General features: G+C 66.0%; 26 protein-coding genes and 1 other RNA gene. 11 read left to right on the top strand and 16 right to left on the bottom strand.

Annotated elements, in window-relative coordinates:
* Positions 1–204 precede the first annotated feature (204 nt).
* On the top strand, positions 205–993 hold the full coding sequence (gene rlmB, locus ACN4E0_RS11335; RefSeq protein ID WP_419567907.1) for a 23S rRNA (guanosine(2251)-2'-O)-methyltransferase RlmB: 789 nt from the start codon (positions 205–207) through the stop codon (positions 991–993).
* Positions 994–1,024: 31 nt separating this feature from the next.
* Complete coding sequence (locus ACN4E0_RS11330; RefSeq protein WP_419567905.1) at positions 1,025–1,873, top strand: hypothetical protein; 849 nt, start codon at positions 1,025–1,027, stop codon at positions 1,871–1,873.
* A gap of 101 nt (positions 1,874–1,974) precedes the next feature.
* Here the strand turns inward: ACN4E0_RS11330 and ACN4E0_RS11325 are convergent, their stop codons facing one another.
* The 8 genes from ACN4E0_RS11325 to ACN4E0_RS11290 form a co-directional block, all read right to left on the bottom strand.
* Positions 1,975–2,247, bottom strand: a complete 273-nt coding sequence (locus ACN4E0_RS11325; RefSeq protein WP_067469728.1) for an HU family DNA-binding protein — start codon at positions 2,245–2,247, stop codon at positions 1,975–1,977.
* 255 nt (positions 2,248–2,502) lie between these two features.
* Positions 2,503–4,890, bottom strand: a complete 2,388-nt coding sequence (gene lon / locus ACN4E0_RS11320; protein ID WP_419567903.1) for an endopeptidase La — start codon at positions 4,888–4,890, stop codon at positions 2,503–2,505.
* A 457-nt stretch (positions 4,891–5,347) separates the two neighbouring features.
* Positions 5,348–5,683, bottom strand: a complete 336-nt coding sequence (locus ACN4E0_RS11315) for a YbaB/EbfC family nucleoid-associated protein (protein ID WP_419567901.1) — start codon at positions 5,681–5,683, stop codon at positions 5,348–5,350.
* A complete protein-coding gene (locus ACN4E0_RS11310; RefSeq protein WP_419567900.1) occupies positions 5,680–7,518 on the bottom strand; it encodes a DNA polymerase III subunit gamma/tau in 1,839 nt (612 codons plus the stop codon). Before ACN4E0_RS11310 ends, ACN4E0_RS11315 begins: the two co-directional genes overlap by 4 nt.
* A 60-nt stretch (positions 7,519–7,578) precedes the next feature.
* Positions 7,579–7,673, bottom strand: an RNA gene (gene ffs / locus ACN4E0_RS11305) — signal recognition particle sRNA small type.
* A gap of 34 nt (positions 7,674–7,707) precedes the next feature.
* Positions 7,708–7,986, bottom strand: coding sequence for an ETC complex I subunit (locus ACN4E0_RS11300; RefSeq protein WP_419567898.1), 279 nt, complete (start codon positions 7,984–7,986; stop codon positions 7,708–7,710).
* A gap of 15 nt (positions 7,987–8,001) precedes the next feature.
* Positions 8,002–10,428 (bottom strand): ATP-dependent helicase HrpB, encoded by a 2,427-nt coding sequence (hrpB, locus tag ACN4E0_RS11295; protein WP_419567897.1) that lies wholly within the window; start codon positions 10,426–10,428, stop codon positions 8,002–8,004.
* Positions 10,429–10,448: 20 nt separating this feature from the next.
* Positions 10,449–11,465 (bottom strand): polyprenyl synthetase family protein, encoded by a 1,017-nt coding sequence (locus tag ACN4E0_RS11290; RefSeq protein ID WP_419567895.1) that lies wholly within the window; start codon positions 11,463–11,465, stop codon positions 10,449–10,451.
* A 65-nt stretch (positions 11,466–11,530) separates the two neighbouring features.
* On the opposite strand from ACN4E0_RS11290, the gene ACN4E0_RS11285 reads away from it, so the two are divergent.
* On the top strand, positions 11,531–11,827 hold the full coding sequence (locus tag ACN4E0_RS11285; protein WP_221602925.1) for a chorismate mutase: 297 nt from the start codon (positions 11,531–11,533) through the stop codon (positions 11,825–11,827).
* Between the two features lie 7 nt (positions 11,828–11,834).
* Here the strand turns inward: ACN4E0_RS11285 and ACN4E0_RS11280 are convergent, their stop codons facing one another.
* The 4 genes from ACN4E0_RS11280 to ACN4E0_RS11265 all read right to left on the bottom strand — a co-directional run bounded on the left by ACN4E0_RS11280 (position 11,835) and on the right by ACN4E0_RS11265 (position 15,121).
* On the bottom strand, positions 11,835–13,313 hold the full coding sequence (locus ACN4E0_RS11280; RefSeq protein ID WP_419567894.1) for a sensor histidine kinase: 1,479 nt from the start codon (positions 13,311–13,313) through the stop codon (positions 11,835–11,837).
* Positions 13,264–13,941, bottom strand: a complete 678-nt coding sequence (locus ACN4E0_RS11275; RefSeq protein ID WP_221602926.1) for a response regulator transcription factor — start codon at positions 13,939–13,941, stop codon at positions 13,264–13,266. Before ACN4E0_RS11275 ends, ACN4E0_RS11280 begins: the two co-directional genes overlap by 50 nt.
* Positions 13,942–14,029: 88 nt before the next feature.
* Positions 14,030–14,335, bottom strand: a complete 306-nt coding sequence (locus tag ACN4E0_RS11270) for a PepSY domain-containing protein (RefSeq protein WP_419567893.1) — start codon at positions 14,333–14,335, stop codon at positions 14,030–14,032.
* Positions 14,336–14,401: 66 nt separating this feature from the next.
* Positions 14,402–15,121 (bottom strand): SIMPL domain-containing protein, encoded by a 720-nt coding sequence (locus tag ACN4E0_RS11265; RefSeq protein WP_419567891.1) that lies wholly within the window; start codon positions 15,119–15,121, stop codon positions 14,402–14,404.
* Between the two features lie 127 nt (positions 15,122–15,248).
* Between ACN4E0_RS11265 and ACN4E0_RS11260 the strand changes: the two genes are divergently transcribed.
* From ACN4E0_RS11260 to ACN4E0_RS11235, 6 genes are all read left to right on the top strand, one after another.
* Positions 15,249–16,814, top strand: coding sequence for an amidohydrolase family protein (locus ACN4E0_RS11260; protein ID WP_419567889.1), 1,566 nt, complete (start codon positions 15,249–15,251; stop codon positions 16,812–16,814).
* A 174-nt stretch (positions 16,815–16,988) separates the two neighbouring features.
* Positions 16,989–18,794: an ABC-F family ATP-binding cassette domain-containing protein gene (locus ACN4E0_RS11255; protein WP_419567887.1), complete on the top strand. Its 1,806-nt coding sequence runs from the start codon at positions 16,989–16,991 to the stop codon at positions 18,792–18,794.
* Between the two features lie 65 nt (positions 18,795–18,859).
* Complete coding sequence (locus ACN4E0_RS11250) at positions 18,860–19,423, top strand: hypothetical protein (protein WP_419567885.1); 564 nt, start codon at positions 18,860–18,862, stop codon at positions 19,421–19,423.
* 46 nt (positions 19,424–19,469) lie between these two features.
* Positions 19,470–19,853, top strand: coding sequence for a helix-turn-helix domain-containing protein (locus ACN4E0_RS11245; protein ID WP_419567883.1), 384 nt, complete (start codon positions 19,470–19,472; stop codon positions 19,851–19,853).
* Positions 19,854–19,865: 12 nt separating this feature from the next.
* On the top strand, positions 19,866–20,156 hold the full coding sequence (locus ACN4E0_RS11240; RefSeq protein ID WP_419567882.1) for a hypothetical protein: 291 nt from the start codon (positions 19,866–19,868) through the stop codon (positions 20,154–20,156).
* On the top strand, positions 20,140–20,733 hold the full coding sequence (locus ACN4E0_RS11235; protein WP_419567880.1) for a uracil-DNA glycosylase family protein: 594 nt from the start codon (positions 20,140–20,142) through the stop codon (positions 20,731–20,733). The genes ACN4E0_RS11240 and ACN4E0_RS11235 overlap by 17 nt, the downstream gene beginning before the upstream one ends.
* Positions 20,734–20,798: 65 nt before the next feature.
* Here ACN4E0_RS11235 and ACN4E0_RS11230 read toward each other — a convergent pair whose 3' ends face one another.
* Positions 20,799–21,275, bottom strand: coding sequence for a DUF6456 domain-containing protein (locus tag ACN4E0_RS11230; protein WP_419567878.1), 477 nt, complete (start codon positions 21,273–21,275; stop codon positions 20,799–20,801).
* A 90-nt stretch (positions 21,276–21,365) separates the two neighbouring features.
* Here ACN4E0_RS11230 and ACN4E0_RS11225 point away from each other — a divergent pair, with 90 nt between their 5' ends.
* Both ACN4E0_RS11225 and ACN4E0_RS11220 read left to right on the top strand, forming a co-directional pair.
* Positions 21,366–21,938 (top strand): helix-turn-helix domain-containing protein, encoded by a 573-nt coding sequence (locus ACN4E0_RS11225; protein ID WP_419567876.1) that lies wholly within the window; start codon positions 21,366–21,368, stop codon positions 21,936–21,938.
* A gap of 2 nt (positions 21,939–21,940) precedes the next feature.
* Positions 21,941–23,125, top strand: a complete 1,185-nt coding sequence (locus ACN4E0_RS11220) for a glycosyltransferase (protein WP_419567874.1) — start codon at positions 21,941–21,943, stop codon at positions 23,123–23,125.
* 158 nt (positions 23,126–23,283) lie between these two features.
* Here the strand turns inward: ACN4E0_RS11220 and secF are convergent, their stop codons facing one another.
* From secF to yajC, 3 genes are read right to left on the bottom strand one after another with little or no spacing between them, the layout of a single operon-like run.
* Positions 23,284–24,261, bottom strand: a complete 978-nt coding sequence (gene secF / locus ACN4E0_RS11215) for a protein translocase subunit SecF (protein WP_419567873.1) — start codon at positions 24,259–24,261, stop codon at positions 23,284–23,286.
* Between the two features lie 13 nt (positions 24,262–24,274).
* Positions 24,275–25,873, bottom strand: coding sequence for a protein translocase subunit SecD (secD, locus tag ACN4E0_RS11210; protein ID WP_419567871.1), 1,599 nt, complete (start codon positions 25,871–25,873; stop codon positions 24,275–24,277).
* Between the two features lie 19 nt (positions 25,874–25,892).
* Entirely contained in the window at positions 25,893–26,219 is a 327-nt protein-coding gene (gene yajC, locus ACN4E0_RS11205) for a preprotein translocase subunit YajC (protein WP_419567869.1), read from the bottom strand.
* Positions 26,220–26,490 lie beyond the last annotated feature (271 nt).

Below are 26,490 nucleotides of genomic sequence, written 5' to 3'. Positions count from 1 at the left end.
CAGCGTACGCTTGCGCGGGCAGATTTACAGTCTGCTGCCTTTAACCACTCGGCCACCTGTCCACACGGGCCATTTCGCTGAGGAAATCGAGGGATCGCAAAGCCGATCCCGTGCCGAGAGGCGCCCCTTTGGCGAAGCGAGCCTTGCCTGTCAATGCCCTCGCTGGCACAGGCCGCAACCAAAGTTTCTGACAGGACGAATTCAATGGCAAAAGGCGAACGCAAGCGCGCACTCAGGGGACGGGCAGGCCGGATGAAGGGCGGACGCGGAAGCGGACACGCCGGCACCGGGCAGGTACGTCTGTGGGGCCGCCACGCGGTCGAGGCGGCGCTCAAGAACCCCGACCGCGTGCATCGCAAGCTGTGGGCGACGCGGGAAGGCGTCGAATCGCTCGACGGCGAGCTGCCGCAGGACTTCCCGCTCGAATATGCCGATGTGCAGGATCTCGCGCGGCTCGTCGCCAAGGATGCCCCGCACCAGGGCCTGGTGCTCGAATGCGCCCCGCTCGAGGACATCCATCTCGACGAGGTGCTCGATGCCGATCCGGCACGCCCGATCATCGTCCTCGATCAGGTTACCGATCCGCACAATGTCGGCGCGATCATGCGCTCGGCCGCGGCCTTCGGTGCCGCGGCGCTCGTCACGCAGGATCGCCATGCCCCGCCCGAGGGCGGCGTGATCGGCAAGGCGGCCTCGGGCGCGCTCGAAGTGGTGCCATGGGTGCGCGTGGTCAATCTCGCGCGCGCGCTCGAGCAGATCGCCGAGGCGGGCTATTGGCGAATCGGCCTCACCGGCGCCGCCAAAGCGACTCTCGCGGAGGCGCTTCCCGAAGGGCCCGTAGCTCTCGTGCTCGGTGCCGAGGGCGAAGGGATGCGGCACAATATCGAGTCGCATTGCGACGCGCTGGCCAAGCTGCCGATCGGCGACCAGATCGAGAGCCTGAATGTCTCCAATGCCGGGGCGATCGCACTCTATGCGGTGGCGACACGCTAGAATCATCTGTGGGGAGGGAAACATGATTGCCATGAAGTTTCGCGCGATGGCGCTGGCGGGCGCGAGCGCGCTGATGCTGTCTGGGTGCCTGCTTTCGCCCGGCCAATTCACCAGCCAGCTGGAGCTGATGAAGGACGGCAGCTTCGCCTTCGCCTATGACGGCGAGATCCAGATGCTGGCGCTGAGCAAGCTGGCCGAGATGGGAAGCAAGGTCGACGAGACCTTCGAGGCCGAATGCTGGGACGAGGATTTCGATCCCCGCGACTGCACGCCCGCCGAAGAGGCCGAGCAGAAACGCGAGTGGGAGGCGGAGGCCGAAACCCGCCGCGCCAAGAAGGCGCAGGAGGCCGAACAGATGAAGGCCTTCCTCGGCGGGATCGACCCCTCCAACCCCGAGGCGGCCCGGGAGCTTGCCGAGAAATTGCAGCGGCAGCGCGGCTGGACAACGGTCGAATACAAGGGCGACGGACTGTTCGACGTCGATTTCTCTATCTCGGGCCAATTGACCCACGACTTCGTCTTTCCGACGATCGAGAAGATGGCCATGGCGAACAGCTTCGTCAGCGTGATCCTGCGCGACGAGGGACAGGTCCGCATCGACGCGCCGGGCTTCGCGGCGCAGGGTGGCGGCAACCCGATGCAGGGCATGATGGGCGGCATGGCCGGCCTCGCGGGCCTCTCGGGCGAGGCCGATGCGGAGGGCGAGACGCCGCCGCGGATCGTGATTGCCGATGGCGACTTCACCATCGTCACCGACGGCCGGATCCTTGCCAACAACACCGACGAAGGACCGCAACGCCATGCCCGGGGCCAAGTTCTGAGCTGGTCGATCACGCCGCGCACCGAACAGGCGCCCACGGCGCTCATCGCCTTCGACTGACCCGACGCGAAAACGCCGCGCCTTCCGGAATGGAAGGCGCGGCGAAGTTCAGTCCCTTCATTGCACCGCGAGGCGTGGCGGCGCGCCGCTGGGAAAGCGGATCAGTTGACCGAGTCCTTGAGGCCCTTGCCGGCCTTGAACTTGGGCTGGTTCGAAGCCTTGATGGTCATCGGCTCGCCGGTGCGCGGGTTGCGGCCGGTCGAGGCCTTGCGCTTGGCGACGGAGAACGTGCCGAAGCCGACCAGGCGCACTTCGTCGCCGCTCGACAGGGCCTTGGTGATCGCGTCGAACACGCCTTCGACGGCGCTCGATGCATCGCTCTTGGAAAGGCCGCTGGAATCGGCGACTGCGCTGATCAGGTCGTTCTTGTTCATTATGGAAAACCCCCTTTGTTCTTATCGTCTGATGGTATTGGCTGAATCGCCTCGGTGAAGGCGGACGAATTGAGAGTTTTTTGGAAGCGGTGTCAAAGGCAAACTCGGCGAAATTCGGCGGATTTTGGGGCATGTGCGGTGAAATTCAGGGTGAAGTGTCCATTCACCCTGTAAGGAGACCGCGTACAGCGACGGGACGGGCCCCGAAGGATCGCCGGAGCCCGTCCGAGTCGCTGCGGCGCAGCATATCTTTTGTTAATGCGCGGTCGGCGAAGCTGGCTGGTGCGGGTGGTCCGGCTGGCTCGCAAGGTCGTCCGCCTCGGTCCACTCGATCGCCTCGGGCACACTGCAGAGCGCCTGCGCCAGAACCTCGTCGACATGCGCGACGGGCACGATGTCGAGCCCCGCTTTCACATTGTCCGGGATTTCGGCGAGATCCTTCACGTTCTCTTCGGGGATGAGGACCTTCTTGATCCCGCCCCTGAGCGCAGCGAGCAGTTTCTCCTTGAGACCGCCGATCGCCAGCACGCGTCCGCGCAAGGTGACCTCGCCCGTCATCGCGACGTCGGGCCTCACCGGGATGCCGCTCAGCGTCGAAACGATCGAGGTAACCATGCCGACGCCCGCGCTCGGGCCGTCCTTGGGAACCGCGCCTTCGGGCAGGTGGACATGGATATTGCGGCGCTGGAAAAGGCTCGGCCGGATGCCGTAATGCGGCGCGCGCGCCTTGACGAAGCTGAAGGCCGCGGCGACGCTCTCGTTCATCACTTCGCCCAGCTTGCCGGTGGTCTTGACCTCGCCCTTGCCCGGCGTGGTGACACTCTCGATGGTCAGCAGTTCGCCGCCCACCTCGGTCCAGGCGAGACCCGTCACTGCACCGACCTGCGGCTCGTCTTCGCTCATGCCGTGCTTGAACTTGCGCACTCCGGCGAAATCGCTGAGGTTTTCGGGTGTGATCGTGACGCTCTCGACCTGCTTCTCGAGAATCTTGCGCAGGCTCTTGCGCGCGAGCCGCGCCAGTTCGCGCTCGAGCGTACGGACGCCGGCCTCGCGCGTGTAGTAGCGGATGAGATCGCGCAATCCGTCCTCGCTAAGCTCGAACTCGCCTTTCTTCAGGCCATGCTCCTCGACCTGCTTGGGAAGCAGGTGCCGCGTCGCGATCTCGACCTTCTCGTCCTCGGTGTAGCCTTCGAGCCGGATGATCTCCATGCGATCGAGCAGCGGCTGCGGCAGGTTGAGGCTGTTCGCCGTGGTGACGAACATGATGTCCGAAAGGTCGAGATCGAGTTCGAGATAGTGATCCTGGAACTTTGCGTTCTGTTCCGGGTCGAGCACCTCGAGCAGCGCCGAGGCGGGATCGCCGCGGAAGTCCTGGCCGAGCTTGTCGATCTCGTCGAGCAGGAACAGCGGATTGATCTTGCCGGCCTTCTTGAGATTGGTGACGATCTTGCCGGGGAGCGACCCGATATAGGTGCGGCGGTGGCCGCGGATTTCGGCCTCGTCGCGCACGCCGCCGAGCGACTGGCGCACGAACTCGCGCCCGGTCGCCTTGGCGATGCTCTTGCCGAGCGAGGTCTTGCCGACGCCCGGCGGGCCGACGAGGCAGAGGATCGGCCCCTTCAGCTTGCGCGTGCGTGCCTGAACCGCGAGATATTCGATGATCCGGTCCTTGACCTTCTCGAGGCCGTAGTGGTCGGCATCGAGCACCTTCTGCGCCTCGCCGATATCCTTCTTGACCTTGCTCTTCTTGCCCCAGGGCAGGCCGAGCAGCACGTCGAGATAGTTGCGGATAACGGTCGCCTCGGCGCTCATCGGCTGCATGCTCTTGAGCTTCTTGAGCTCGGCCTCGGCCTTCTCGCGCGCTTCCTTGGAAAGCTTGGTCTTGGCGATCTTCTCGGTCAGTTCGGCAATCTCGTTGCTGCCGTCCTCGTCGCCGCCAAGCTCGTTCTGGATCGCCTTGAGCTGCTCGTTCAGGTAATATTCGCGCTGGGTCTTCTCCATCTGCCGCTTCACGCGGCCACGGATGCGCCGTTCCACCTGCAGCACCGACAGTTCGCCTTCCATGAAGGACATGACCATCTCGAGGCGCTTGAGCGGATCCTTCTCCACCAGCAGCGCTTGCTTGTCGGACACCTTGGCATTGACGGCGGCGGCAATGGCATCGGCCAGTTCGCCGGCATCGTCGATATCGCCCAGCTGCTCGACCGCCTCTTCGCCGAGCTTCTTGTTGAGCTTGGCGTATTCACCGAACTGTTCGACCACCTGGCGCATCATGGCGACCACTTCGCTGCCCGAGGAGGTCACCGTGTCGATGATCGACACGCTGGCCTCGACATGCGCGCCGGCGGTGGCCAGCTCTTCAAGCGATGCGCGGTCGCTGCCCTGAACCAGCACGCGCACGGTGCCATCGGGTAGCTTGAGCAGCTGGAGCACCTGCGCGATAACACCGACGTCATAGAGGTCGTCGCGCTCCGGATCGTCGCAACCCGGGTCGAGCTGCGCCAGCAGGAAGATGTCCTTGCTGCCTTCCATCGCCGCTTCGAGCGCCGCGACGGATTTGTCGCGCCCCACGAACAGCGGCACGACCATACCGGGAAAGACCACGATATCGCGCAGGGGGAGCAGGGGGTAGGTGTGGGTCATCAGCAATTCCGTTCGTGGCCGTCAGCGGCCGTTCGCAAGGAATATGGTGACACCGGACCCGCGGCGCAACGCCGCGCGCCAAACTCCATGTGGATGACGCAGTATTACAATGCCAACATGGTTAATCTATGATATGTGCGGAAATGCTGGGGAAGAGGAAATTTGGTTTCCTTACGGGAGTAGATCGATGTTGAATTCCGTCATCTGCAAGGTGACCGGTCATCGAGTCAATCGCCGCCGCGTATGGCACGACGCGGTGGATTTTCGCACTACATGCGATCGGTGCAATACACCCTTGATCCGCGACGACAGGGAGGGATGGCGGCCGTTCGACAACGACCGGGACCTGCTCGCCGAACGCAAGGCGCACCCGCACAGCGCATAGGCTTTCGGCTGTTGCCGTCCCATTTGCGAGCAAGCCACTACCTCCACGTCGTGCCACAGCGGAGGCTGCGGATTACAATCCGGGCAACTTGAAGCCCGGAGGCAGGCCCGCGGTCTGCTGGATATTGGCCATTTCCTCGGCCGACTTCCGGTCGGCGCGGTCACGCGCATCGTTGAAGGCGGCGGTCACAAGATCCTCGACGATCTGCTTCTCTTCGGGCTTCATCAGGCTTTCGTCGATGGTGACCCCAAGGATGCGCCCGCGAGCGGTCGCGCGAACCTTGACGAGGCCGCCGCCGGCCGTGCCCTCGACCTCGATCTCGTCGAGCTTGGCCTGGGCGTCGCTCATCTGCTTCTGGATCGTTTCAGCGGCCTTCTGGGCCTGCGCGAGCATTTCTTCCATGTTCATGCTTTTCTACTCCAGGGTATCTCGCGGCGCGCGGGGGGTGCGCCGCCATCGTCAATCAGTTCGGCCTCGGGAAAGGCCTCGAATGCCGCCTTCACCAGCGGGTGGGCGCGCGTTGCCGCCGTCGCAGCCTCGCGCTCGGCTTCGATCACCTCGACAAGCGAAGGGCTCCCCGCCCCGCCGGCGACTTCCTCGACGGTCCAGCGCTTGCCCGTATGCCGGTGCAGCGCTTCGCGCAGGACCGGCGCGATGTCGTCGGTGAATTTGGCATCGCGTCCATAGCGCAGGGTGCCGTCCGCGAGTTCGACGACACGCACCTGAAGCCGCATGATGCTCGCCTCTTGCATGAGGCCCGAGGCATCGATGGCCTCGACCAGTTCCTGCCAGTTGACGGCAACTGCCGTGGTGGTGGAGCCGGGCGCGGGAGTGCCGGCGGGCGCATTCGTCGCAGGGGCGACCGACCCTGCCTCGGCAAGCGCGTCGATCTTCTTCGCCAGCTTGCCCGGATCGGGCATCTGCCCAGCGTGCAGCGTGCGCAGCAGTGCCATGCGCAAGGCCACCAGCGGATCGGGTGCGAGGCGCACTTCCTCGTGCCCCCTGAGCAGCAACTGCCAGAGGCGATGGAGTTGTCCCGCGGGAAGCCGCGAAGCCCAGTCCGCGAGTTGTTCGCGCTCGTCGGGGCTGGCGCCGGCCGGCTCGTCGCCCGAAACCTGCGCAACCGTGATCCGATGCGCGAGGTCCATCTGCGCGCGCATCAGCGCCAGCGGTTCGACGCCGAGCGCATATTGCTCGTCGACGGCCTCGAGCAATGCCCTGCCCTCGCCTTCCAGCATATGGCCGAACAGCCGCCGCTGCGCGCCCTTGTCGGCGAGGCCGAGCATGTCGCGTACGCGCACGGCAGTCACCCTGCCCTCGGTGTCGAGGTCGGCGTGGGCGATCGCCTGGTCGAGGATCGAAAGGCCGTCGCGAACCGAGCCTTCGGCCGCGATGGCGACGATATGCAGCGCCTCCGGGTCCGCCTCGACGCCTTCCTTGCGGCAGATCTCGGAGAAATGCGTTTCGAGCAGCGCGACCGGGATGCGGCGCAGATCGAAGCGCTGCGTGCGGCTGAGCACGGTGACGGGGAGCTTTTCGACCTCGGTCGTGGCGAAGAGGAATTTCACATGCGCCGGCGGTTCCTCCAGCGTCTTGAGCAGCGCGTTGAACGCATTGCGCGAAAGCATGTGGACTTCGTCGATGATGTAGATCTTGTAGCGTGCGCTGACGGCGGCATAGCGCACCGCCTCGATGATCTCGCGCACGTCGTCGACACCGGTGTGCGACGCGGCGTCCATCTCGATGACGTCGATGTGGCGGCCTTCGGCGATCGCGCGACACGGCTCGCATTCGCCGCAAGGGCTGATCGTCGGCCCGCCCTGCCCGTCGGGCCCGATGCAATTCAGCGCCTTGGCGATCAGGCGCGCGGTCGAGGTCTTGCCCACCCCGCGCACGCCGGTCATCAGGAAGGCATGCGCCAGCCGGTCGCGCGCAATGGCATTGGCCAGCGTGCGGACCATCGCTTCCTGCCCGATCAACTCGGCGAAGGTCTGCGGACGATACTTGCGCGCGAGGACGCGATAGGGCTGAGCGGGATCGGGTTTCGCCGGTGCAGCTTTCGGCGCAGGCGCAGCTTCAGACGAAGGTTCGGGCCCTGGTGTCGCCGTGGGCTCGGGGGCCGGTGGCGCACCGAACATCGATTCCTGCCCGGCCTGTTCGAGCTCCGCAGCGCTCGGCGCGTCGGCCTCTTCAGCCTCGTTTTCCCACGGCAGGCCGTCTGGATTGTCCGGTGAATCACCCATGCCCGACTAGGTAGGCACTGGCGCGGCAAAAGTCATGCCGTCGCGGCCATGAAATGTGGGTGAAAAGGAGCCGGCCGACCCGCCGCAATCCACCTGGGCTGCTTCCTTCCGGACCTGACCCGGTGAGCGAACGCTAACGTCCGACCGACTCCCGAGGCGCCATATGGCGGCGGGAGCGACAAAAATCAATTACCGAAAATTGTCGGCGTAGGCCTGCAGCTTGAGCGCCTTGGGCGGCGTCGCATGCACGCGCGCGGCGATGCCGTATTTTTCGGCATAGGCTTTCGCCTCGTCCTTGTTCGGGAAGGTCAGCTGCACCTGCGCCTGCGTGTCGCCGCTGCCGGTCCAGCCCATCAGCGGATCGGCATGACGCGCTTCGGACTGCTCGAATTCGAGCACCCACTCATCGGTACGGGCCTTGCCCGACTGCATGGCGTTCTTCGGTCGCTGGTAGATTCGTGCTGCCATGGCCGAGCCTGTAATTCAGCCTCCCGATTTTGAAAAGGCGTTCTTGGTCTTCAAACTCGGCGCTTCGGTCCAGGGTTCCTCGGGCCAGCGGTGCTTGGGATAGCGCCCCTTCATGTCCTTGCGCACATCGGCCCAGCTGCCGCGCCAGAAACCGGGCAGGTCGCGCGTCGCCTGGATCGGGCGACCGGCGGGGCTGGTCAGCTTGAGCAGCAGCGGCGTCTGTCCGACCAGAGGGTGCCGATCGAGCCCGAACAGCGCCTGCACCCGCACCTCCACGCTCGGCGCATCGTCGCCGGTGTAGTCGATGCGGTGGGTCGTGCCCGCGGGCGAGGTGAATTCGCGCGGCGCCAGCCGGTCGAGTTTCTGGCGGCTATCCCAGTCGAGCTGGCCGAGCAGCGCATCGACCAGCCTGCCCCTGGGAAAGTCGAGATCGCGCCTGCCAGCGAGCAGCGGCACGAGCCACAGCGATGCATTTTCGGCCAGCCTCTCGTTCGTCAAACCCTCGACACCGACGAAGCTCGCCCGCGCAAGCAGTTCTGCGGGAAGGAGTTTTGCCGGGTTTTCCAGAGCTTTTTCCACAAGCATGTCCACAATCGCCGCAGCATCGGGCGACGGGTCGGGCCCGCGCGCCAACGTGATCGCGCCGAACCTGCGCTCGACCAGCGCCTCGACCCGCTCGCCGGTCCAGCGCAGCACGTGTCGGCGTTCGATCCGCTCGGAGAGCCAGCGTTCGAGTTCGCTCTCCTCGAGCGCAATGGCCGAGGTGATCCGTGCCCCCTTGGCCTGCCCCTGCGCATCGCCGACGACGAGAAACTCGGCCCGCGCCAGCGACGAAGCGGGATCGAGCACGAAGCCCCTGCCCCCGGCGGTCACCCAGTTCTCGCCGCTCGTATCGCGGCGCTTGGCGATGAATTCGGGCCGTCCGGCGGCAAGGAGAATGCCGGCCCGGGGTTCGTCCTTTCCGGGGGAGGATTGAACCAATTGTGCAGCCCGTTTTGCCCAGCGGGCGGCCAGCTTGCGGCTCGCCTCGGCGCGTGCACCGCGATCGGCGTTCCAGCGCGCCAGTCTGGCTTCCAGATCCTCGCCGCGACCGCCCAGCCCCCTTTCCTGGAGCAGGAGCGCGATCCGCGCCGCCTCCATTCCCATTCCATGCTCCGCGCCGAACAGCACGGTGGCAGCGCCCTGCGGGTCGAGCGGCAACTGCGCAAGTTTCTGTCCCCGCTCGGTAATTCGCCCCTCCGCGTCGAGCGCGCCGAGGGCGAGCAGCGTTTGGCGCGCCGCGCTCACCGAGGCCGGGGATGGCGGATCGAGCCACGCGAGGTCCGATGGATCGCCGCTACCCCATCGCGCCAGCGCGAGCACCAAAGGCGCGAGGTCGGCGGTAAGCATTTCGGGCGGATCGTAAGGCGGTCGCCCGCCATGCCCCGCCTCCTCCCACAGGCGATAGGCGACACCGGGCCCCTGCCGCGCCGCGCGCCCGGCGCGCTGGGCCGCGGCGGCCTGGCTGGCGCGGTGCGTGACCAGATGCGTCGTCCCCGCAGCGCGGTCGAATTCGGCACGACGCGAGAGCCCCGCATCGACGACTACAAAGACCCCATCGAGCGTAAGCGAGGTTTCCGCGATCGCGGTCGCCAGCACGATTCTGCGCCGTCCCTCTTGATCGCGCTGGATAGCGGCGCGCTGGCCGGCCGGATCGACCTGCCCGTGCAGCGGGAGGAGCAGCGCCGAGGGCAGCCGAGTCTCCAGCTGTTCGCGTACCCGCTCGATCTCGCGCACGCCCGGCAGGAAGGCGAGAATATCGCCCTGTTCGGCGCGCCAGGCCGTGACGATCGCATGCGCCATCGCATCCACGACCGGAGATTGCGGCGAGGAACCGAGCCACTCGATGCGCAAGGCATGCGCCCGGCCCTCGCTTTCGATCACCGGCGTATCGTCGCCCAGCAGGCTCGCGAAACGCGCGCCGTCGATCGTCGCGGACATCACCAGCACGCGCAGGTCCTCGCGCAGCACGCTACGGCTTTCGAGCGCCAGCGCGAGGCCGAGATCGCTGTCGAGATGCCGTTCGTGCGCCTCGTCGAAGAGCACGGCCGAGACGCCGGCCAGTTCGGGATCGGCGAGAATCGTGTTCACGAAGATCGCCTCGGTTACCACCAGCACCCGCGTCTTCGCCGACCGCTTGCTGTCGAGACGCGTGAGGTAGCCGATGGTATCGCCGGGCTTCTCGCCGAGCATTTCCGCCATCCGCTCGGCCGCCGCACGCGCCGCGACCCGACGTGGCGAGGTCAGGATCACCGTGCCGGAGCACCATTCCTCGTCAAGCAAGGCCGGCGCCACGGCCGTCGTCTTTCCCGCACCGGGCGGCGCAACGAGCACCGCGCCGGTCTGCCGACGCAAGGCGTCGAGCAGTTGGGGAAGGACGGATCGTATCGGCAGGTCGGGCACGCCAGCGCCCCTAGGACGGATCAATACCCGCGCGCTACCGCGAAAAGCGCTGCCTGCGTCATCGCCTGGCGCGCCTTGCTGTCGGGAAAGATCGACAGCGCATCGATCGCACGCTGGGCGAAATGACGCGCGCGCAGCTTGGTATCCGCCACTGAATCGTGCCGATCGATCAGCGCAATCGCATGTTCGAGGTCTTCGTCCTCGGTCCGGAAGCCGCCGATCGCGGCCTTCCAGAACTCGCGCTCCTCCTCGCTTCCACGGGCATAGGCCAGGATCACCGGCAGCGTCATCTTGCCCTCGCGGAAGTCGTCGCCGCGGTCCTTGCCCATGGCGGCGGCATTCGAATCGTAATCGAGTGCATCGTCGACCAGCTGGAAGGCGACGCCGAGATTGCGGCCGTATTCGTCGAGCGCCTGTTCCTGCGCGTCGCTGCATTCGGCGACCACTGCCGCGATGCGGCTCGCCGCGGCGAACAACGCGGCGGTTTTGGCGCGGATGATGTGGAGGTAGCGCTGCTCGCTGGTGTCGATCTTGCGCTGCGCGGTGAGCTGGTCCACTTCGCCCTCGGCGATGATCGCGCTCGCGCCGGAGAGAATCTTGAGCACCTTGAGGCTGCCGTCCTCGGTCATCAGCTCGAAACTGCGGCTGAACAGGAAGTCGCCCACGAGGACGGTCGCCGGATTGCCGTAGATGATGTTGGCCGCGGCCTTGCCGCGCCGAAGATCGCTTCCGTCGACCACATCGTCGTGCAGCAGCGTGGCGGTGTGGATGAACTCGACCGCGGCGGCGAGCTTGTGATGGCGCGTGCCCGAATATCCGACCAGGTCGGCCCCGGCCAGCGTCAGCATCGGCCGCAGGCGCTTGCCGCCTCCCGAGATCAGATGCCCCGCCAGCGCCGGGATCAGCGGCACTTCGCTCTGCATCCGGTCGAGGATGACCTGGTTGACCTGATTCATGCCCGGCGCGGTCAGCGCCAGCATGGGTTCGATCGAGCCTTCGGGCTGGGCGCGTTTCAGGGGAATTACGTCGGCGGACATTTCGGCTTGGCCATGGTCTGCCCAAGCTTTCTTGGCAAGACGGGATTTCTTGTTAGCGTGATCGCATGACCGAAACGCCCCAGCCCGATCCCGTCCTCGCCGGCTTCCGCAAGAGCATCGACAATATCGATGCGGCGCTGATCCACATGCTGGCCGAGCGGTTCCGGATCACCCAGGCCGTAGGCGCCTACAAGGCCAGGGTTACCCTGCCCCCGGCCGATCCGGCGCGCGAGCAGGAGCAGATCGCTCGGCTCCGCCGGCTGGCGGAGGAAAGCGAGCTCGACCCCGAGTTCAGCGAGAAATTCCTGCGCTTCATCATCGACGAGGTGATCCGCCACCACGAGCAGGCGGCGGGGCTGTAGCGGCGCGCTAACCGGCTGCGCGCGGCAACGTCAGCTTTACAAGCAGGCCGCCCAGGTCCTCGCTCGTGTCGAGTTCGACCGAACCGCCGTAGATCGCCACGACATCGCGCACGATCGCAAGCCCCAGTCCGGTGCCGGGCTTGCCCGTATCGAGCCGCGCACCGCGGTCGAAGATGCGCGTGCGCTCGGCAGGAGGAATGCCGGCCCCGTCGTCCTCGACCCAAATGACGCAGGCATCGCTTTCGCGCTCGGCGTCGATGGTGACGAAGACACTGCCCCCGCCATATTTGGCGGCATTCTCGATCAGATTGCCGAGTATTTCGTCGAGATCCTGCCGCTCGATCGAGACCACCGCATCGCGGTTCCCGTCGAGATCGAAGCGCGTGTTCTCGTAGATTCGTGTGACCGCACGCAGCACGCTCTCCGCACTGGGCCAGACATCGGCGCGGGCATGCCCGCTGGCGCGTCGGCCCACTGCGCGCGCCCGGGCGAGATGATGCTCGACATGGCGCTGCATCGTGCGCGTCTCGCGGAAGACGAGCTCGGCAAGCTTGGGGTCATGCGCCGTCGCGGCATTGGTCAAAACCGTCAGCGGCGTCTTGAGCGCATGCGCGAGATTGCCCGCATGCATACGCGCCTCTTCGGCCTGCTGTTCGGTATGCGCCAGCAGCGCGTTGATTTCCTCGACCAACGGTTCGACCTCGAGCGGCAAGGGTTCGGTGATGCGGTTGGTACCCTCGTTGCGCATGGCCTGGATCGCGTTGCGCACGCGTCGCAGCGGCGAAAGGCCGTACCAGCTCTGCAGCATCGCCAGCGTCATCAGGCCGAGCCCGAGGGCAGCGAAGCTCCACACCAGGATCGATCGGATACGGGTGATCTGGTAGTCGAGCTCGCCGCGCGCCGAGGCAACCGCGAAGGTCCAGCGGGTATCGCTATCGGGCAGGATCACGGTTCGCTCGACAATACGCAGCGGCTCGCCTTCGAACTGGTGGGAGTCGTAGAAATGCGGCGCGTTGTCGATGTGGTCGCCTTCGATCGTCAGGCTGCGGTCCCACAGGCTGCGGCTCGGAAAGGGATCGTGCCCTTTGCCGCTGATCTGCCAGTAGACGCCGCTGTTGGGTTCGAGAAAGCGCTGGTCGCCGAGCGAGCGATAGAGCTGCACATCGCCGAAATTGTCGATCTCGGCCGAGGTGATCAGCGCGGTCTGGACGTATTCGAGCTGTTCGTCGAAATTGGTCTCGACCAGCCGGACGAGCGTCCGGTCGAGGGCAAAGCCGCCGCCGAGAAGCAGCACGCCGATCCACAGCGCGGCGATCGCCATCATACGCCGCGCAAGGCTGCGCCGCGCGGGCGGTGCGGCGACGGTCACCGGGCCTTCCACGGGCGCGCAGGCGGGCGGGATTGCCCCGACCGCCGCCGCTTCGCCGGACCCTGCCTCAGGCGCGCGGTTGGTCGGCGGGATCGTCGAGGCTGTATCCAAGTCCACGGATCGTCGTGATCACTTCCGCACCCAGCTTCTTGCGGATGCGGGTGACGAAGACCTCGATCGTGTTCGAATCGCGGTCGAAATCCTGATCGTAGATGTGTTCGATCAGTTCGGTTCGGCTGACCACCTTGCCCTTGTGATGCATGAGGTAGCTGAGCAGCTTGTATTCCTGCGCTGTCAGCTTGACCGGCTCGCCCTTGAGCGTGACGCGGCCGGAGCGTGTGTCGAGACGAACATCCCCCGCAGTGAGTTCGGACGAGGTGTTGCCCGAGGCACGGCGGATCAGTGCGCGCAGCCGCGCGATGAGCTCTTCGGTCTGGAAGGGCTTGGCGAGATAGTCGTCCGCGCCGGCGTCGAGACCGGCGACCTTGTCGCTCCAGCTGTCGCGCGCGGTCAGGACGAGGACGGGGAACTTGCGGCCTTCGCGGCGCCACATGCCGAGCACGGTCAGCCCGTCGATCTCGGGCAGACCGAGGTCGAGGATGACTGCGTCGTAATCCTCGGAGCTGCCGAGGAAGTGGCCGTCCTCGCCATCGGTGGAAAGGTCCACCGCATAGCCGTTCTGTTCGAGCGTCGACTTGAGTTGCTGGCCCAGCGTGGGCTCGTCCTCGACGATCAGGATCCTCATGAATATCCGTCCTTGATTGGTGTTTGTCGCGTTTCGTTCATGTAGATGAACGCGTCAACCTGAACGGCGTTTCACCAGGCAGGCGATTTCAGCGGCTCCGGCGCAGGACCTTGCCCGTGCGCGCATCGACATCGACATACATCACGCGGCCGTCCTTGATGAACTTCAGCCGGTACGCCAAGGCCGTCGAATCATAGGCGGGGCCGAGATATTCGGCCCCGCGCATGGTCGGGAGGATACGCGCCTCGATATCGCGCAATTGCAGGATATTGCCCGCGTTCATCTCGCGCCGTGCCTCACCCTGTTCGGAGCGGCGTTGCGCTGCGGCAGGCGCCGACACGAGGGGTCCAGCGACGAGCCCGAGGACGAGAAAGGAAGCGAGAATGCGCGTCATGACGCCTTCCTGCCTAGTCGGACGGCATTGAACAAGGTGTGAATGCTGCAAAGCAGCCCCACCAGCCTAGCGGGTCATTTCATATTTGACCGTGAGCGAGACCATCGTTCCGACCAGGCCCGGCTCTACCGGTGTCGGCGCCGCGGAAGCCTTGACCGACTGGCGCATGTCGGATTCCGCATAGGCGATGGGCCGGTTGGTCATGATCGATTCGCCGACCTCGAGCAGTCGCACGCCAGTGTAGCCAGACCAGCGCGCATATTCCTCGGCCTGGGTGCGGGCCTTGGCGAAGGCCGCCTTGCGCGCCTGCGCCCGCGCCTGCGTATCGTCATCGAGCGAGAAGCGCGGCCCGCTGATATCGGTCGCCCCGGCAGCAACCAGCGCATCGAGCACTTCGCCGGCGCGCTTCACGTCGCGCAGCGTCACGCTGACCCGGTTGGACGCCTGATAGCCGCGGAACACCTGACGTTGTTCGGACTGGTCATAGTCGTACTGCGCGCCAAGGTTGATCCCGGTCGTCTGGATATCGTCCTTGTCGATACCAAGCGCCTTGAGCCGCTCGATCACGGCAGTCATTTCGCGCGCATTGATCCGCATCGCCTCGACCGCAGTGGAAGCCTGGCTGGACACACCCGCTCCGATCTCGACGATGTCGGGCTTGGCATCGACCGTCTCGCTTACGGAGAGCTCGACCACCGGCCCCTGGCTGGCGATCTGCACTTCGGCGGCTTGTGCGCTGGTGGCGATGACGCCTGCGGCGAGCGCGGGAATTGCAAAACGGATCATGGGCTTGCTCCTCATTGGTTGGACGGACTATCGCCTTCCCAGCTTTACGGCTTGCTGAATGGTTCCGTTCCCGCTTTCCTGGGGCGACACCGGCGGCTAGCCCAAGGCGCCGATCGAGGGGGAATGCATGAAGGCCTGGACATTCGCACTGGCGGCACTGGCCGCGTTCGCAGCACCGCCGCTCGCCGCGCAGATGGAACGCGTACCCGATCGCGTGGCGGGCGAAGGAGCAGGCCCGTTCGGCAAATTGCTGATCCGCGGTGCGATCGTGATCGAGGGATCGGGCGCGCCGCCTGCGGGGCCTATCGATATCCTGGTCGAGGGCAATCGCATCGCGGCACTCTATCCCGGCGGTGCGCCGGCCAACGAGGTGCAGTCCGCCGAGCGGGTGGTCGATGCCGCGGGCATGTACGTGCTGCCCGGCTTCGTCGATGTCCACGGCCACAATGGCGATGCGGCCAAGGCGCCGCAGCCATCCTACGGCTACAAGCTCTGGCTCGCGCACGGGGTGACCACGGTTCGCGGAGTGAGCTTCTATTTCGGTCCCGACACGCCCGACCTCTCCGACGCCGCGCGTAGCGCCGCCAACACGATCACCGCCCCGCGCCTGATCCCCTATGCGGTGTTTGGCGACAAGTGGTCGGGCGGGAACACCGACAGTCCGGCCAAGGCCCGCGAATGGGTACGCTGGGCCAAGGCGCAGGGCTATTGGGGGGTCAAGTTCTTCAATTCGACCTCGCCCGAGGTTCTTGGCGCTGCGCTCGATGAAGCGAAGAAGCAACGGATGGGCACGGTTGCCCATCTGGCCCAGACCGGCGTGGCCGAGGTGAATGCGCGCAAGGCGGTCGAACTTGGCCTTGGTGGCGTCACGCATTTCTACGGCCATTTCGAGAGCCTGCTGAAAGACGGGCTGCCCTATTACCCGGAAGACTACAATTACTTCGACGAGCAATCGCGTTTCGGCTGGGTCGCGCGGTTGGCACCGCAAGCGGTCGAACCGGGCAGCGAGAAGTGGGACGACTATGTCGACTTCCTCGTCGAGAGCGGGGTCACGCTGAGCCCGACTTTCAACATCTACTCCGCCAGCCGCGACGTGATGGCGGCCAGGACGCGCGACTGGCACGCCAAATACACCATCCCTTCGCTGATGGACTTTTATGCCCCCAGCGCGACCAATCACGGCAGCTATTACAAGGACTGGACAAGCGAGGACGAGACCGCCTGGCGCCAGTTCTACGCCAAGTGGTTCACGCTGACGAAGGACTTCCACGATCGCGGCGGACGCGTCACCGCGGGTAGCGACCCGGGCTATATCTACCAGACCTGGGGCTTCGCCTATATCGGCGAACTGGAGATGCTGCGCGAGGCGGGGCTCGCACCGCTCGCCGTGATCCGCGCGGCGACCATCGATGGCGCGCGCGAGATCTACGAGCCGATGGGCAAGGAACCGCCGATGGGCCGCATCGCGGTGGGCCAGCTGGCCGACCTGGTGATCGTGCCCGAGAACCCGCTCGCCAATCTCAAGGTGCTCTACGGCACCGGTCACACGCGCATGAACCCGGAGACCGGCGCGGTCGAGCAGGTCGGCGGGGTGCGCTGGACGGTGAAGGACGGGATCGTCTACGACGCGCACGCGCTGCTCGCCGATGTCGCCCGCATGGCCGAGGAGCAGCGCGCCGCGCGCACCAACTAAGTCATTGCGAGCCCGCCCGCAGGGTGGGCGCGGCAATCCATCACGCGCTTTCTCGAACCGCATTGCGGTAACGGGCTCAGAGCCATGGATTGCCGCGTCGCCTTCGGCTCCTAGCAATGACGGGAAAGGTGGAGGCTTGCCGTGCGCCGTCCGCGCGCCTACCTCGCGCGGCCTATGGCACAGCCCCCAATCCTCAGCCTCGAAGGCATGGCCCTGCAGCAGGGCGGCAAGTGGCTCTTCGGCGGTCCCGATCACGATCCGCTCGACCTCCATATCGGCCCGCGCGACCGGATCGCGCTGATCGGCCGCAACGGCGTCGGCAAAACCACGCTGTTCCGCATGATCGACGGTCGGGTCGAGACCGATGCCGGTATCCGCAAGACCAAGCCCGCGCTGCGCATCGTGCTGCTCGAACAGGACCCGGACCTCACCGGCCATGCGACGCTGATGGACTGGGCGCTCACAGGCGACCACGCGCCGCAGGAGCACGAGGTCGAAGCCATCGCCGGCCAGCTGGGCATCGACATGAGCCGCGAGACCGAGGGCGCGAGCGGGGGCGAGAAGCGCCGCGCGGCGATCGCCCGCGCGCTGGCGCAGGATCCCGACCTGCTGCTGATGGACGAGCCGACCAACCACCTCGATCTCGGCGCGATCGACTGGCTGGAAGGCTGGCTCGACCGTTATCGCGGCGCCTTCGTCGTGATCAGCCACGACCGCACCTTCCTCAAGCGGCTGACGCGTTCGACGCTCTGGCTCGACCGCGGCAATTTGCGGCGCAAGGAAGTCGGCTTCGGCGGCTACGAGGCGTGGGAAGAGGCGGTCTATGCCGAGGAAGCGCGTGCGGCGGAGAAGCTCGACGCGAAGCTCAAGCTCGAGGCGCATTGGCTCGAGCGCGGGGTGACCGCGCGGCGCAAGCGCAACCAGGGCCGGCTCGAGAAGCTGTGGCAGATGCGCGCGCAGCGGGCTTCGATGATCTCGGCGGGTGGCACGGCAAAGCTCAAGCTGGCGACCGAGGAGGACTTCAAGTCGAAGTCGGTCATCGTCGCGCAGGACATCGCCAAGGCCTATGGCGACCGCACGATCATCAAGCCGTTCAGCCTGCGCATCCAGCGCGGCGACCGGATCGGCATCGTCGGCGCCAATGGCGCGGGCAAGACCACGCTGCTCAAGATGCTCACCGGCGAGCTCGAACCCGACAGCGGGACGGTCGAGATCGCCAAGACGCTGACCGGCGTGATGATCGACCAGCAGCGCCAGTTGCTGACCGCCGACAAGAGCGTGCGGCAGGTGCTCGCCGAGGGCGGCGACTGGATCGACGTGCGCGGCAATCGCAAGCATGTGCAGGCCTATCTCAAGGACTTCCTGTTCGATCCGAAGATCGTCGACATGAAGGTCGGCGTTCTCTCGGGCGGCGAACGCAGCCGGCTGCTGCTGGCGCGCGAATTCGCCAAGGCCTCGAACCTGCTCGTGCTCGACGAGCCGACCAACGATCTCGACCTAGAGACGCTCGACCTGCTGCAGGAGGTCATCGCCGACTACGAAGGCACCGTGCTGATCGTGAGCCACGATCGCGACTTTCTCGACCGCACCGTCACGATCACGCTCGGCCTCGACGGCACGGGCAAGGTCGATGTGGTCGCGGGCGGTTACGAGGACTGGGACGCCAAGCGTCGCCAGCCCGTTGCGGGCAAGGCCAGGGCGGAGAAAGCGCCCGACAAGCCCGCGCCGCCCCCGCCGCCTGCCCCCAAATCGACCAAGCTCTCCTACAAGGACCAGCGCGACTACGAGCTGCTCCCGGCACGGATCGAGGAGCTCGAGGCGGCGATCGCCAAGGGCGAGGACATCCTGTCCGATCCCGACCTCTACACCTCGGACCCGCAGCGCTTCGCCAACATCTCGCAAGGCATCGAGAATGCGCGCACCGAGAAGGACGCGGCGGAGGAGCGCTGGCTCGCGCTGGCGGAGCAAGTCGATTCCTAGGCGCTTGATAATGATCGACCATGCGCTAGACCGGGGTAAGGCAAGACGACGCGTCAGGGGGAGCCGTGCTTTACTGTCAGATTTGGCACGACTTCATCGATGAACGGTATGCTGCGCTCGAAGAGGCCGGGCCGCAACTGATATCCGAACGTGCGCGACTGGTCGAAGCGCGCAAATTCTTTCGCGACCGATTTCACAAATTCAATGGTTTGAATGCGTCACAACGGGTTCTGCCCGATGGCGATTTCGTCGCGATCAACGCCTTCGCCAACACTCCGATCGGGCGATTTTCTTCGCTCCGATCGGGATCCAGCCTTTTCCGGCGTCTCGCCCCCGAACGGGTGCCGCGACTATCCCTCTCGCGCCGAGACGCGAGGATCGAGCCCTCACCGAACGGCGACAACGATTATCTATGTTGGTTCGAGCAGTTTCCGCAGCGCCCCGGCAGCATGATCGCGATGTGTTATTACCATCACCCCTCGCGCCGGATGACCGCTTTCTACCTGGGGCCGAACGATGCCGAGCATTGCGGGCCAAAACACGCCCTTAGGCAATGGATCGCCATCACCGGCGGCCTGGTCAATTTTGCCATCGTCAATCTCAAGGCGGAACTCCCGCAACCATCTTGACATTTGCGCGTTGTACTATTATTCAACGATCCGAAAGGGGCGCCGCATGGCTAGCCAATTCGACCCTGCCGAGCTGGGGGAAGCATCGGCGGAGGAAATGGTCGACCTTACCGACCCGGCGAAGGAAGCGCCGGACGCGAAGAAGCGTCCGCAGCGCCGCGGCGCTGCGCATACCGACGATGCGCTCCTCGCCGCCCGCGCGCAGGCGATCAAGGAATCCGCCGAGGAACTGGCGCGCGACGAGGTGATGGAGGCGGTCAATCGCGCGCTCGAAGGGTTTCACGGATCGCTCGCCGATTTCGAGAAGCTGAGCGGGCTCGACAAGAGCCATGTGTCGCGGATCGCCAACGGCAAGATGAATGCCGGGCCGGTTACGCTCGCCCGGATCGCACTGGCGCTGGGCAAATCCCTGCATATCAGCATCGAATAACGCCGTTCGACCATGGCTCTGATCACTCTGGACCCTGACGTCGCGAATGGCCTGCATGGCGCGAGCGATGCGGTGCTCTATGGCCTCGCCCTGTGGACGACGGGCCGCGTCGTCTTGTCGGCGCTGCGCCGCGCCTCGAACCCGCCCCCGCACCGCAAGGCACTCGAAGCGGCACAACTGCAATCGCTAAACGACGCTCTGGCATCGCTACGACACCCCTTTCTCATCTCTCTGGTCGCGATCGCCTCGGCCGTGAAACTGAGCTTCGCGCTTGGCACGCTGTTCGATGCTGTCGCCGGCTGAACACGGTGAAAATCTGTTACGGACCGAGATCGCGGCCTGCCGGATTTGCGCCGACCACCTGCCGCACGGCGTACGTCCGGTCGCCAGCTTTTCCGCAACCGCGCGGTTGCTGATCATCGGCCAAGCCCCCGGATCGAAGGTCCATGAGAGCGGCATCCCGTGGGACGATGCCAGCGGCGACCGGCTGCGCGAGTGGACCGGGCTGAGCAAGGCGCAGATGTACGATCCCGCGCGGGTCGCGCTGGTGCCGATGGGCTTCTGCTATCCCGGCAAGGCGAGCGGCGGCGACAAGCCGCCCCGCCCAGAATGCGCCAGGCAGTGGCATGCCCGTGTGCTCGACCTCCTGCCCGATGACCGGCTGACGCTGCTCGTCGGCACCTATGCGCAGGCGCATTACCTGCCCGATGCACGCAAGCTGTCGATGACCGGGCGCGTCCACGCCTTTCGCGACTATCTCCCGCGTTTCTTCCCCTTGCCCCACCCCGCCTGGCGCTCGACGATCTGGATGCGGCAGAACCCGTGGTTCGAGGCCGAAGTGCTGCCCGAGCTGCGCGAGGCGGTCGCGCGGCAGCTGTAGGATCGTCCGCGCGCCATTCCACGACTTGGACCGCCTGTTACACGGTCCAGGAGGAAAAGCGGCGCTCACCCGATGCGGTAGAAATCGGCGACGCGATCGAGCGCGAATTTGAGCACCAGTTTGCCGCTGCGTGCGGGCCATTCAAGAGCCCGTTCCGCCGCGGGTACGCCTTCGCCCGCGCAGACCACGCGCCACAGTATGTCGGTCAGCCCGTGCCCCGCAGCGCCTATCGCACCATCGAAGCGGGCCTTGGCAGCGATCTGACGTTCCGACGGCGTCAGCCCTGCCCCCGCCCCGCCGTCGACGCGCACCGGGTCCCAGCGCATGGTCACCGCAGGCGGCAGCTGCGCGCGCTCGTAATCGGCGCGCAGCCGCTCGCCCGCATCGAATTGCCGGTCGCTCAGATGGCCGCGCGCATGCAGCCAGCCGAGCGGGCTCTCGGCGAGATTGACCGTCACGCTGCGACGCTTGCCCCGCGCATCGACACCGCGGCGCGGCCCCTCTTCGGCAAGTTCGCGTTCGACGAGATGGCGGCGGGGCATGGGCGTCTCCTTTGCTGGAAGAATTCCCTTGCGCCTTCTCGGTTCATGTAGGAAAGAGCGAAAACCAAATCGGTTATATATGGACCCGCGATGATCAATCGCATCCGCGACATCCGCAAGCAGAAGGGCCTGACGCTGGCCGATCTGGCCGCGGCCTGTTCCCCGCCGACCACGCCGCAGACCGTCGGCCGGCTCGAAACCGGCATGCGCAATCTCTCGCTCAAATGGATGGAACGGATCGCCGCCGCGCTCGAGGTCGATCCCGAGATGCTCGTTCGCAGCGAGGGATCGGACCCGCCGCAGGTCGTCGCGCGGCTGGCGAAGGACGGACCCGAAGCGCTCGCCGCTCCGCGCGACGCGATCCTGTCGACCGAACTGGGCGGCGACGGCGCGCTGATGGTGCTCGAAATCCACTACCCGCATGGCGAATACCGCCCGGGCGACCTGTTGTGGCTGCGCCAGCTCGATCCCGCCCAGGCCGCGCGCGCGATCAACCGCGATGTGCTCGTGCCCAGGAAAGGCGGCCGGTTCGCCTTCGGGCGACTGATCGACCGACAGGGCAGCCTCGTCGGCCTGCTGCCGCCGGGACACGGCCAGAAACAGCAGGTGGTCGACAGTCCGCCGTGGATCGGGCTGGCCGAAATGCTGGTGCGGCCCTTGTGAGCGTGGCCAAGACCCGCCGCGTGCTGTCGCTCTCCACGCTGTTTCCCAACGCCGCCCATCCGCGCTTCGGCATCTTCGTCGCCAAGTCGCTCGAGGCGCTGCAGCGCGACACGCATTGGGACGTGACGCTGATCAACCCGATCGGCCTGCCCCCGCTGGCGCTGGGCCGCTACAGGCAGCTCGCCGCGGCAGCGCGTGACGGGCAGGAATTCGGCATGGCCGTGCATCGCCCGATCTTCCGGCTGATCCCGCGATTCGGAGGTCGGCTCAATCCCAGGCTGATCGCGCATGCGGTGCTGCCGCTCGCCCGCCGGCTCCATGCCGAGCACCCGTTCGACCTGGTCGATGCGCAGTTCTTCTATCCCGATGGCCCGGCCGCGATGCTCGTGGCGCGCGAACTCGGCCTTCCCTTCTCCGTCAAGGCGCGCGGCGCCGACATCCATCACTGGGGTGCGCGCGGCTATGGCCGCGGAGCGCTGCTCGAGACCACGCGCGAAGCGGCCGGCGTGCTGGCGGTATGCGCAGCGCTGGCCGACGACATGGCGATGCTCGGCATGGCGCGCGACCGGATCGCCATTCACTACACCGGGCTCGACCGCGACTTGTTCCGCCCGATGGATCATGTCGGGCTGCGCGCGCGACTGGCAGACAGCTTTTCCATCCCCATAGCGGGCGACGACCTGCTGCTGGTGACGGTCGGCGCGCTGATCGAGCGCAAGGGGCAGGCCTATGTCGTCAAGGCGCTCGCCGATCTGCCCAGGGGACGGCTGCTCCTCGTCGGCAAGGGGGAGGACGAGGCGAGCCTGCGCGCGCTGGCAAGGGAAGTGGGGGTCGCCGAGCGCGTCCATTTCCTCGGCAGCCTCGATCCCTCGATGCTGCCGCCGATCCTGTCCGCCGCCGACGCCATGGTCCTGCCCTCGGCCAGCGAGGGGCTGGCGAACGCCTGGATCGAGGCCCTCGCCTGCGGCACGCCGATCGTCATCACCGATGCGGGCGGCGCGCGCGAAGTGGTGACATCGCCCGCAGCCGGCATCATCGTCGCGCGCAACTGCCGCGCCATTCGCGAGGGGATCCTTGCCGTCACTGCACGCCCCCGCCCACCCCGGGAGGTGGCCGCGAGCGTCGACGGCTTCAGCTGGGAAGCGAACGGAGCGGCGCTGGCCGCCCATTACGACGGCTTGGTCTGAGCTTGTATCGGGTGCGGTCAGGACGTCCGTCCTGACCTAACGGGACCGGCCCAGTCCCTTACCCGGCCACCCAATCAGTATATTACCGTGGGTGGCCTGGTGGGGGAGTGGGCCGGTGCAGTCGCAAGGGAAGCGCGCACGCGCTTCCCACACACCAATCAAATCTGCCCGCGCGCCTTCTTTTCCTGTTCGTCTGCCACGCTTTCGGTCGGCACGAAGCTGTCGCTCGTGACACCCAGCCAGACGAGGAATGGCGCGGCCATGTAGATCGAGCTGTAGGTCCCGACGAACAGGCCGAGCGTGATGCCGGCGACCATGCCGAACAGGCTGGCAGGGCCGAACAACAGCAGCGGGATCAGCGCGATCAGCAGTGTGAGTGAGGTCATCACCGTACGCGCCAGCGTCTCGTTGACCGAGAGGTCGAGCAGTTCTGGCAACGGCATCTTGCGGAACTTCTTGAGGTTCTCGCGGATGCGATCGTAGACCACGATGGTGTCGTTGAGCGAATAGCCGATGATCGCGAGAATCGCCGCGATGATCTGCAGGCTGAATTCCATCTGGAACAGCGCGAACATGCCCAGCGTGAGGCTGACGTCGTGGAACAGCGCGAACAGCGCACCCACGCCGAACTGCCATTCGAAGCGGATCCAGATGTAGAGCGCGATCGCCGCCATCGCCGCGAGCAGCGCATAGAGCGCGGTCTGGCGGAATTCGCCCGAGACCTTGCCCGAGACGTTGTCGTTGCCGTCGAGGCGGAAGTCGGCATATTCACCCTGCAGCGTCTCGACGATCGTGTTGGCGGCGGCCTGCGCGGCTTCCTTGTCGGCCGAAACATCGTCGGGCAGGCGGACGCGGATCGAGACCTGGTTGTCCTCGCCGAAGCGCTGGACCACCGGATCGCCATAGCCGAGCGTCGCGATCTTCTCGCGCAGCTCGCCCACGGGCGCCTCGGCGCTCTGAGTGAAGGTCGCGCGCACTTCGAGGCCACCGGCGAAATCGACGCCGTAATTGAGCCCCTTGGTGAGGACCAGCGCCCAGCTCGCCGCGATCAGCAGCAGGCTGACCGCGAAAAACGGCACGCGCCACTTGAGGAACTTGATGTTGGTATCGTCGGGGACGAGCTTGAGCAGTTTCATCTATCCCGCCTCCTTACAGCACGATGTCTTTGGGCTTGGCCTTGCGCAGCCAGTCGGCGACCCACATGCGGGTCAGCGTGACGGCGGTGAAGACCGAGGTGAACAGGCCGATGACCAGCACGACCGCAAAGCCGCGCACCGGGCCGCTGCCGAACAGGAACAGCAGCACGCCGGCGATGAAGTTGGTGATGTTGGCGTCGTAGATGGCGCGGCTCGCTTCCTTGTAGCCATTCTCGACCGCGGCGACCACGCGCCGCCCGCGCTTGCGTTCTTCGCGGATGCGCTCATTGATCAGCACGTTGGCGTCGACCGCCGCGCCGATCGTCAGGACGAAGCCGGCGATGCCGGGCAAGGTCAGCGTGGTATTGAGGAAAGCCATCACACCGAGCAGCATCAGCACGTTGAACACCAGCGCGACCGTCGCATAGACGCCGAAGCGGCCGTAGGTGACGATCATCAGCAGCACCACGAGCAGCGAGCCGATGGCCATGGCGACCATGCCCTGGCGGATCGAATCGGCACCGAGATCGGGGCCGACGGTGCGTTCCTCGATCACCGCCAGATCGACCGGCAGCGCGCCCGAGCGCAGCGAGATCGCCAGCTGGTTGGCGGTATCGACCGAGAACCCGCCCGAAATCTGCGCCGTGCCGCCGCGGATCGGTTCGTTGATATTGGGGGCGGAGAGCACCTTGCCGTCGAGGATGATGGCGAAGGGCTTGCCGACGTTCTCGCTGGTCAGCTTGGCGAAGCGACGCCCGCCGTCGCTGTCGAACTGGATGTTGACCACCGGCTCGTTGGTCTGCGGATCGAAGCTCTGCTGCGCGCCGGTGAGATTGTCGCCGCGGATGCCGCCGAGCCGGCGTACCGCGACCGAGCTGCCGACGAAGTCCGAGGTTTCGGCATAGGGGAAGATTTCCGATCCCGGCGGGGCGAGGCCCTGCTGGACGTCGCTCGGCAGCGCCTGCTGGTCGACCAGCTTGAATTCGAGCTTGGCGGTCTGGCCGAGCAGCGCCTTGAGCTGGTCGGGATCCTGCAGGCCGGGGACCTGCACCACGATACGCGTGTCGCCTTGGCGGATGATGGTCGGCTCGCGCGTGCCCAGCTCGTCGATACGCTTGCGCACCACTTCGGTGGCGCTTTCCATCGCGTCGCTCACCGCCTGGTCGATCCCTTCCTGCGTGGGGGCAAGGATCATGCGATTGCCGTCCTCGACGGTCAGGTTCCACTCGCGCACCAGGCCGGTGCCGTTGATCGAGGGCAGCAGCAGTTCGCGCGCGCGGTCGATCTCGCTCGGATCGTCGAGCACGAAGCTCAGCCGCCCGCCGCGGGTCGATACGTCGCCGATGCGGATGCGCGGTTCGGCGCGGCGCATCGTGTTGCGCACGTTCTCTTCCATGTTCTCGAGCCGTTGCGCCGCGACCTGCGAGGAATCGGCTTCGAGCAGGATATGGCTGCCGCCGGCAAGGTCGAGGCCGAGGTTGACCATCGGGTCGGGCAGCGCGTCGGGCCAGCGGATGCTGGTCGCGGAGAGCAGCGAGGGCAGCGCGGCGAGACAGCACAGCGCCGTCACCAGCCACAGCCATGCCTTACGCCAGGTGGGGAAATCGAGCATGGAAGAGGGCGTCCTGTGATTAGTCGTTGGCGGCAGGCGCGTTGCGCGAGGAGAGCACTTCGCCGATAGTGCTGCGCACCGCCTTGACGGTCATGCCCTTGGCGAGCTCGACATGGACGAAATGCTCTTCGACCTTGGTGATCTTGCCGACGAGACCGCCGGCGGTGACCACCTCGTCGCCCTTGGCGAGGCCGGCGACGCGTTCGCGGTGCTGCTTCTGCTGGCGCATCTGCGGACGCAGGATGAGAAACCACAGGATCAGCAGCATGCCCAGCGGCAGGACCCAGCCCGTCCATGCTGGGGGCTCGGCTGCGGCGCTGCCGGCGGCGGCAAGGAGATCGATCATCGATGGAATTCCAGTCGGGAAAATTGTGTTCTGTCGGGCCCGCAGGTGGGTGGCGCCCGACGCCCGTTCAAGCGGTCCGCGCGCTCCTGCCTGCGAAAGTGCGGCGCGGTTAGCAGCAATGCGGGAGCGGGGCAACGAATTGCCTGAGAACTGTGCTTGCCATGCACAGACCTGCGCCCTATAGGGCCGCCTCCACTGGTTTCGGGATGTAGCGCAGCCTGGTAGCGCACCATACTGGGGGTGTGGGGGTCGCTGGTTCGAATCCAGTCAT

Origin of the sequence: Qipengyuania sp., from assembly GCF_048550555.1 — a bacterium.
GTDB lineage: Bacteria > Pseudomonadota > Alphaproteobacteria > Sphingomonadales > Sphingomonadaceae > Qipengyuania.
Note: the sequence above shows the minus strand (reverse complement) of the source record. Positions and strands in the feature narration are given on the sequence as shown.

Coding starts and splice junctions, on each gene's coding strand:
- ACN4E0_RS11315 (WP_419567901.1), bottom strand. CDS start 5,683: ATGAACATGGAAGAAATGCTCGCGCAGGCCCAGAAGGCCGCTGAAACG.
- lon (WP_419567903.1), bottom strand. CDS start 4,890: ATGACCCACACCTACCCCCTGCTCCCCCTGCGCGATATCGTGGTCTTT.
- ACN4E0_RS11235 (WP_419567880.1), top strand. CDS start 20,140: ATGCTGTCGCCGGCTGAACACGGTGAAAATCTGTTACGGACCGAGATC.
- ACN4E0_RS11240 (WP_419567882.1), top strand. CDS start 19,866: ATGGCTCTGATCACTCTGGACCCTGACGTCGCGAATGGCCTGCATGGC.
- ACN4E0_RS11225 (WP_419567876.1), top strand. CDS start 21,366: ATGATCAATCGCATCCGCGACATCCGCAAGCAGAAGGGCCTGACGCTG.
- ACN4E0_RS11255 (WP_419567887.1), top strand. CDS start 16,989: ATGGCACAGCCCCCAATCCTCAGCCTCGAAGGCATGGCCCTGCAGCAG.
- ACN4E0_RS11325 (WP_067469728.1), bottom strand. CDS start 2,247: ATGAACAAGAACGACCTGATCAGCGCAGTCGCCGATTCCAGCGGCCTT.
- ACN4E0_RS11245 (WP_419567883.1), top strand. CDS start 19,470: ATGGCTAGCCAATTCGACCCTGCCGAGCTGGGGGAAGCATCGGCGGAG.
- ACN4E0_RS11270 (WP_419567893.1), bottom strand. CDS start 14,335: ATGACGCGCATTCTCGCTTCCTTTCTCGTCCTCGGGCTCGTCGCTGGA.
- ACN4E0_RS11285 (WP_221602925.1), top strand. CDS start 11,531: ATGACCGAAACGCCCCAGCCCGATCCCGTCCTCGCCGGCTTCCGCAAG.
- ACN4E0_RS11260 (WP_419567889.1), top strand. CDS start 15,249: ATGAAGGCCTGGACATTCGCACTGGCGGCACTGGCCGCGTTCGCAGCA.
- ACN4E0_RS11230 (WP_419567878.1), bottom strand. CDS start 21,275: ATGCCCCGCCGCCATCTCGTCGAACGCGAACTTGCCGAAGAGGGGCCG.
- ACN4E0_RS11290 (WP_419567895.1), bottom strand. CDS start 11,465: ATGTCCGCCGACGTAATTCCCCTGAAACGCGCCCAGCCCGAAGGCTCG.
- ACN4E0_RS11300 (WP_419567898.1), bottom strand. CDS start 7,986: ATGGCAGCACGAATCTACCAGCGACCGAAGAACGCCATGCAGTCGGGC.
- secD (WP_419567871.1), bottom strand. CDS start 25,873: ATGCTCGATTTCCCCACCTGGCGTAAGGCATGGCTGTGGCTGGTGACG.
- ACN4E0_RS11310 (WP_419567900.1), bottom strand. CDS start 7,518: ATGGGTGATTCACCGGACAATCCAGACGGCCTGCCGTGGGAAAACGAG.
- secF (WP_419567873.1), bottom strand. CDS start 24,261: ATGAAACTGCTCAAGCTCGTCCCCGACGATACCAACATCAAGTTCCTC.
- rlmB (WP_419567907.1), top strand. CDS start 205: ATGGCAAAAGGCGAACGCAAGCGCGCACTCAGGGGACGGGCAGGCCGG.
- ACN4E0_RS11265 (WP_419567891.1), bottom strand. CDS start 15,121: ATGATCCGTTTTGCAATTCCCGCGCTCGCCGCAGGCGTCATCGCCACC.
- ACN4E0_RS11330 (WP_419567905.1), top strand. CDS start 1,025: ATGAAGTTTCGCGCGATGGCGCTGGCGGGCGCGAGCGCGCTGATGCTG.
- yajC (WP_419567869.1), bottom strand. CDS start 26,219: ATGATCGATCTCCTTGCCGCCGCCGGCAGCGCCGCAGCCGAGCCCCCA.
- ACN4E0_RS11275 (WP_221602926.1), bottom strand. CDS start 13,941: ATGAGGATCCTGATCGTCGAGGACGAGCCCACGCTGGGCCAGCAACTC.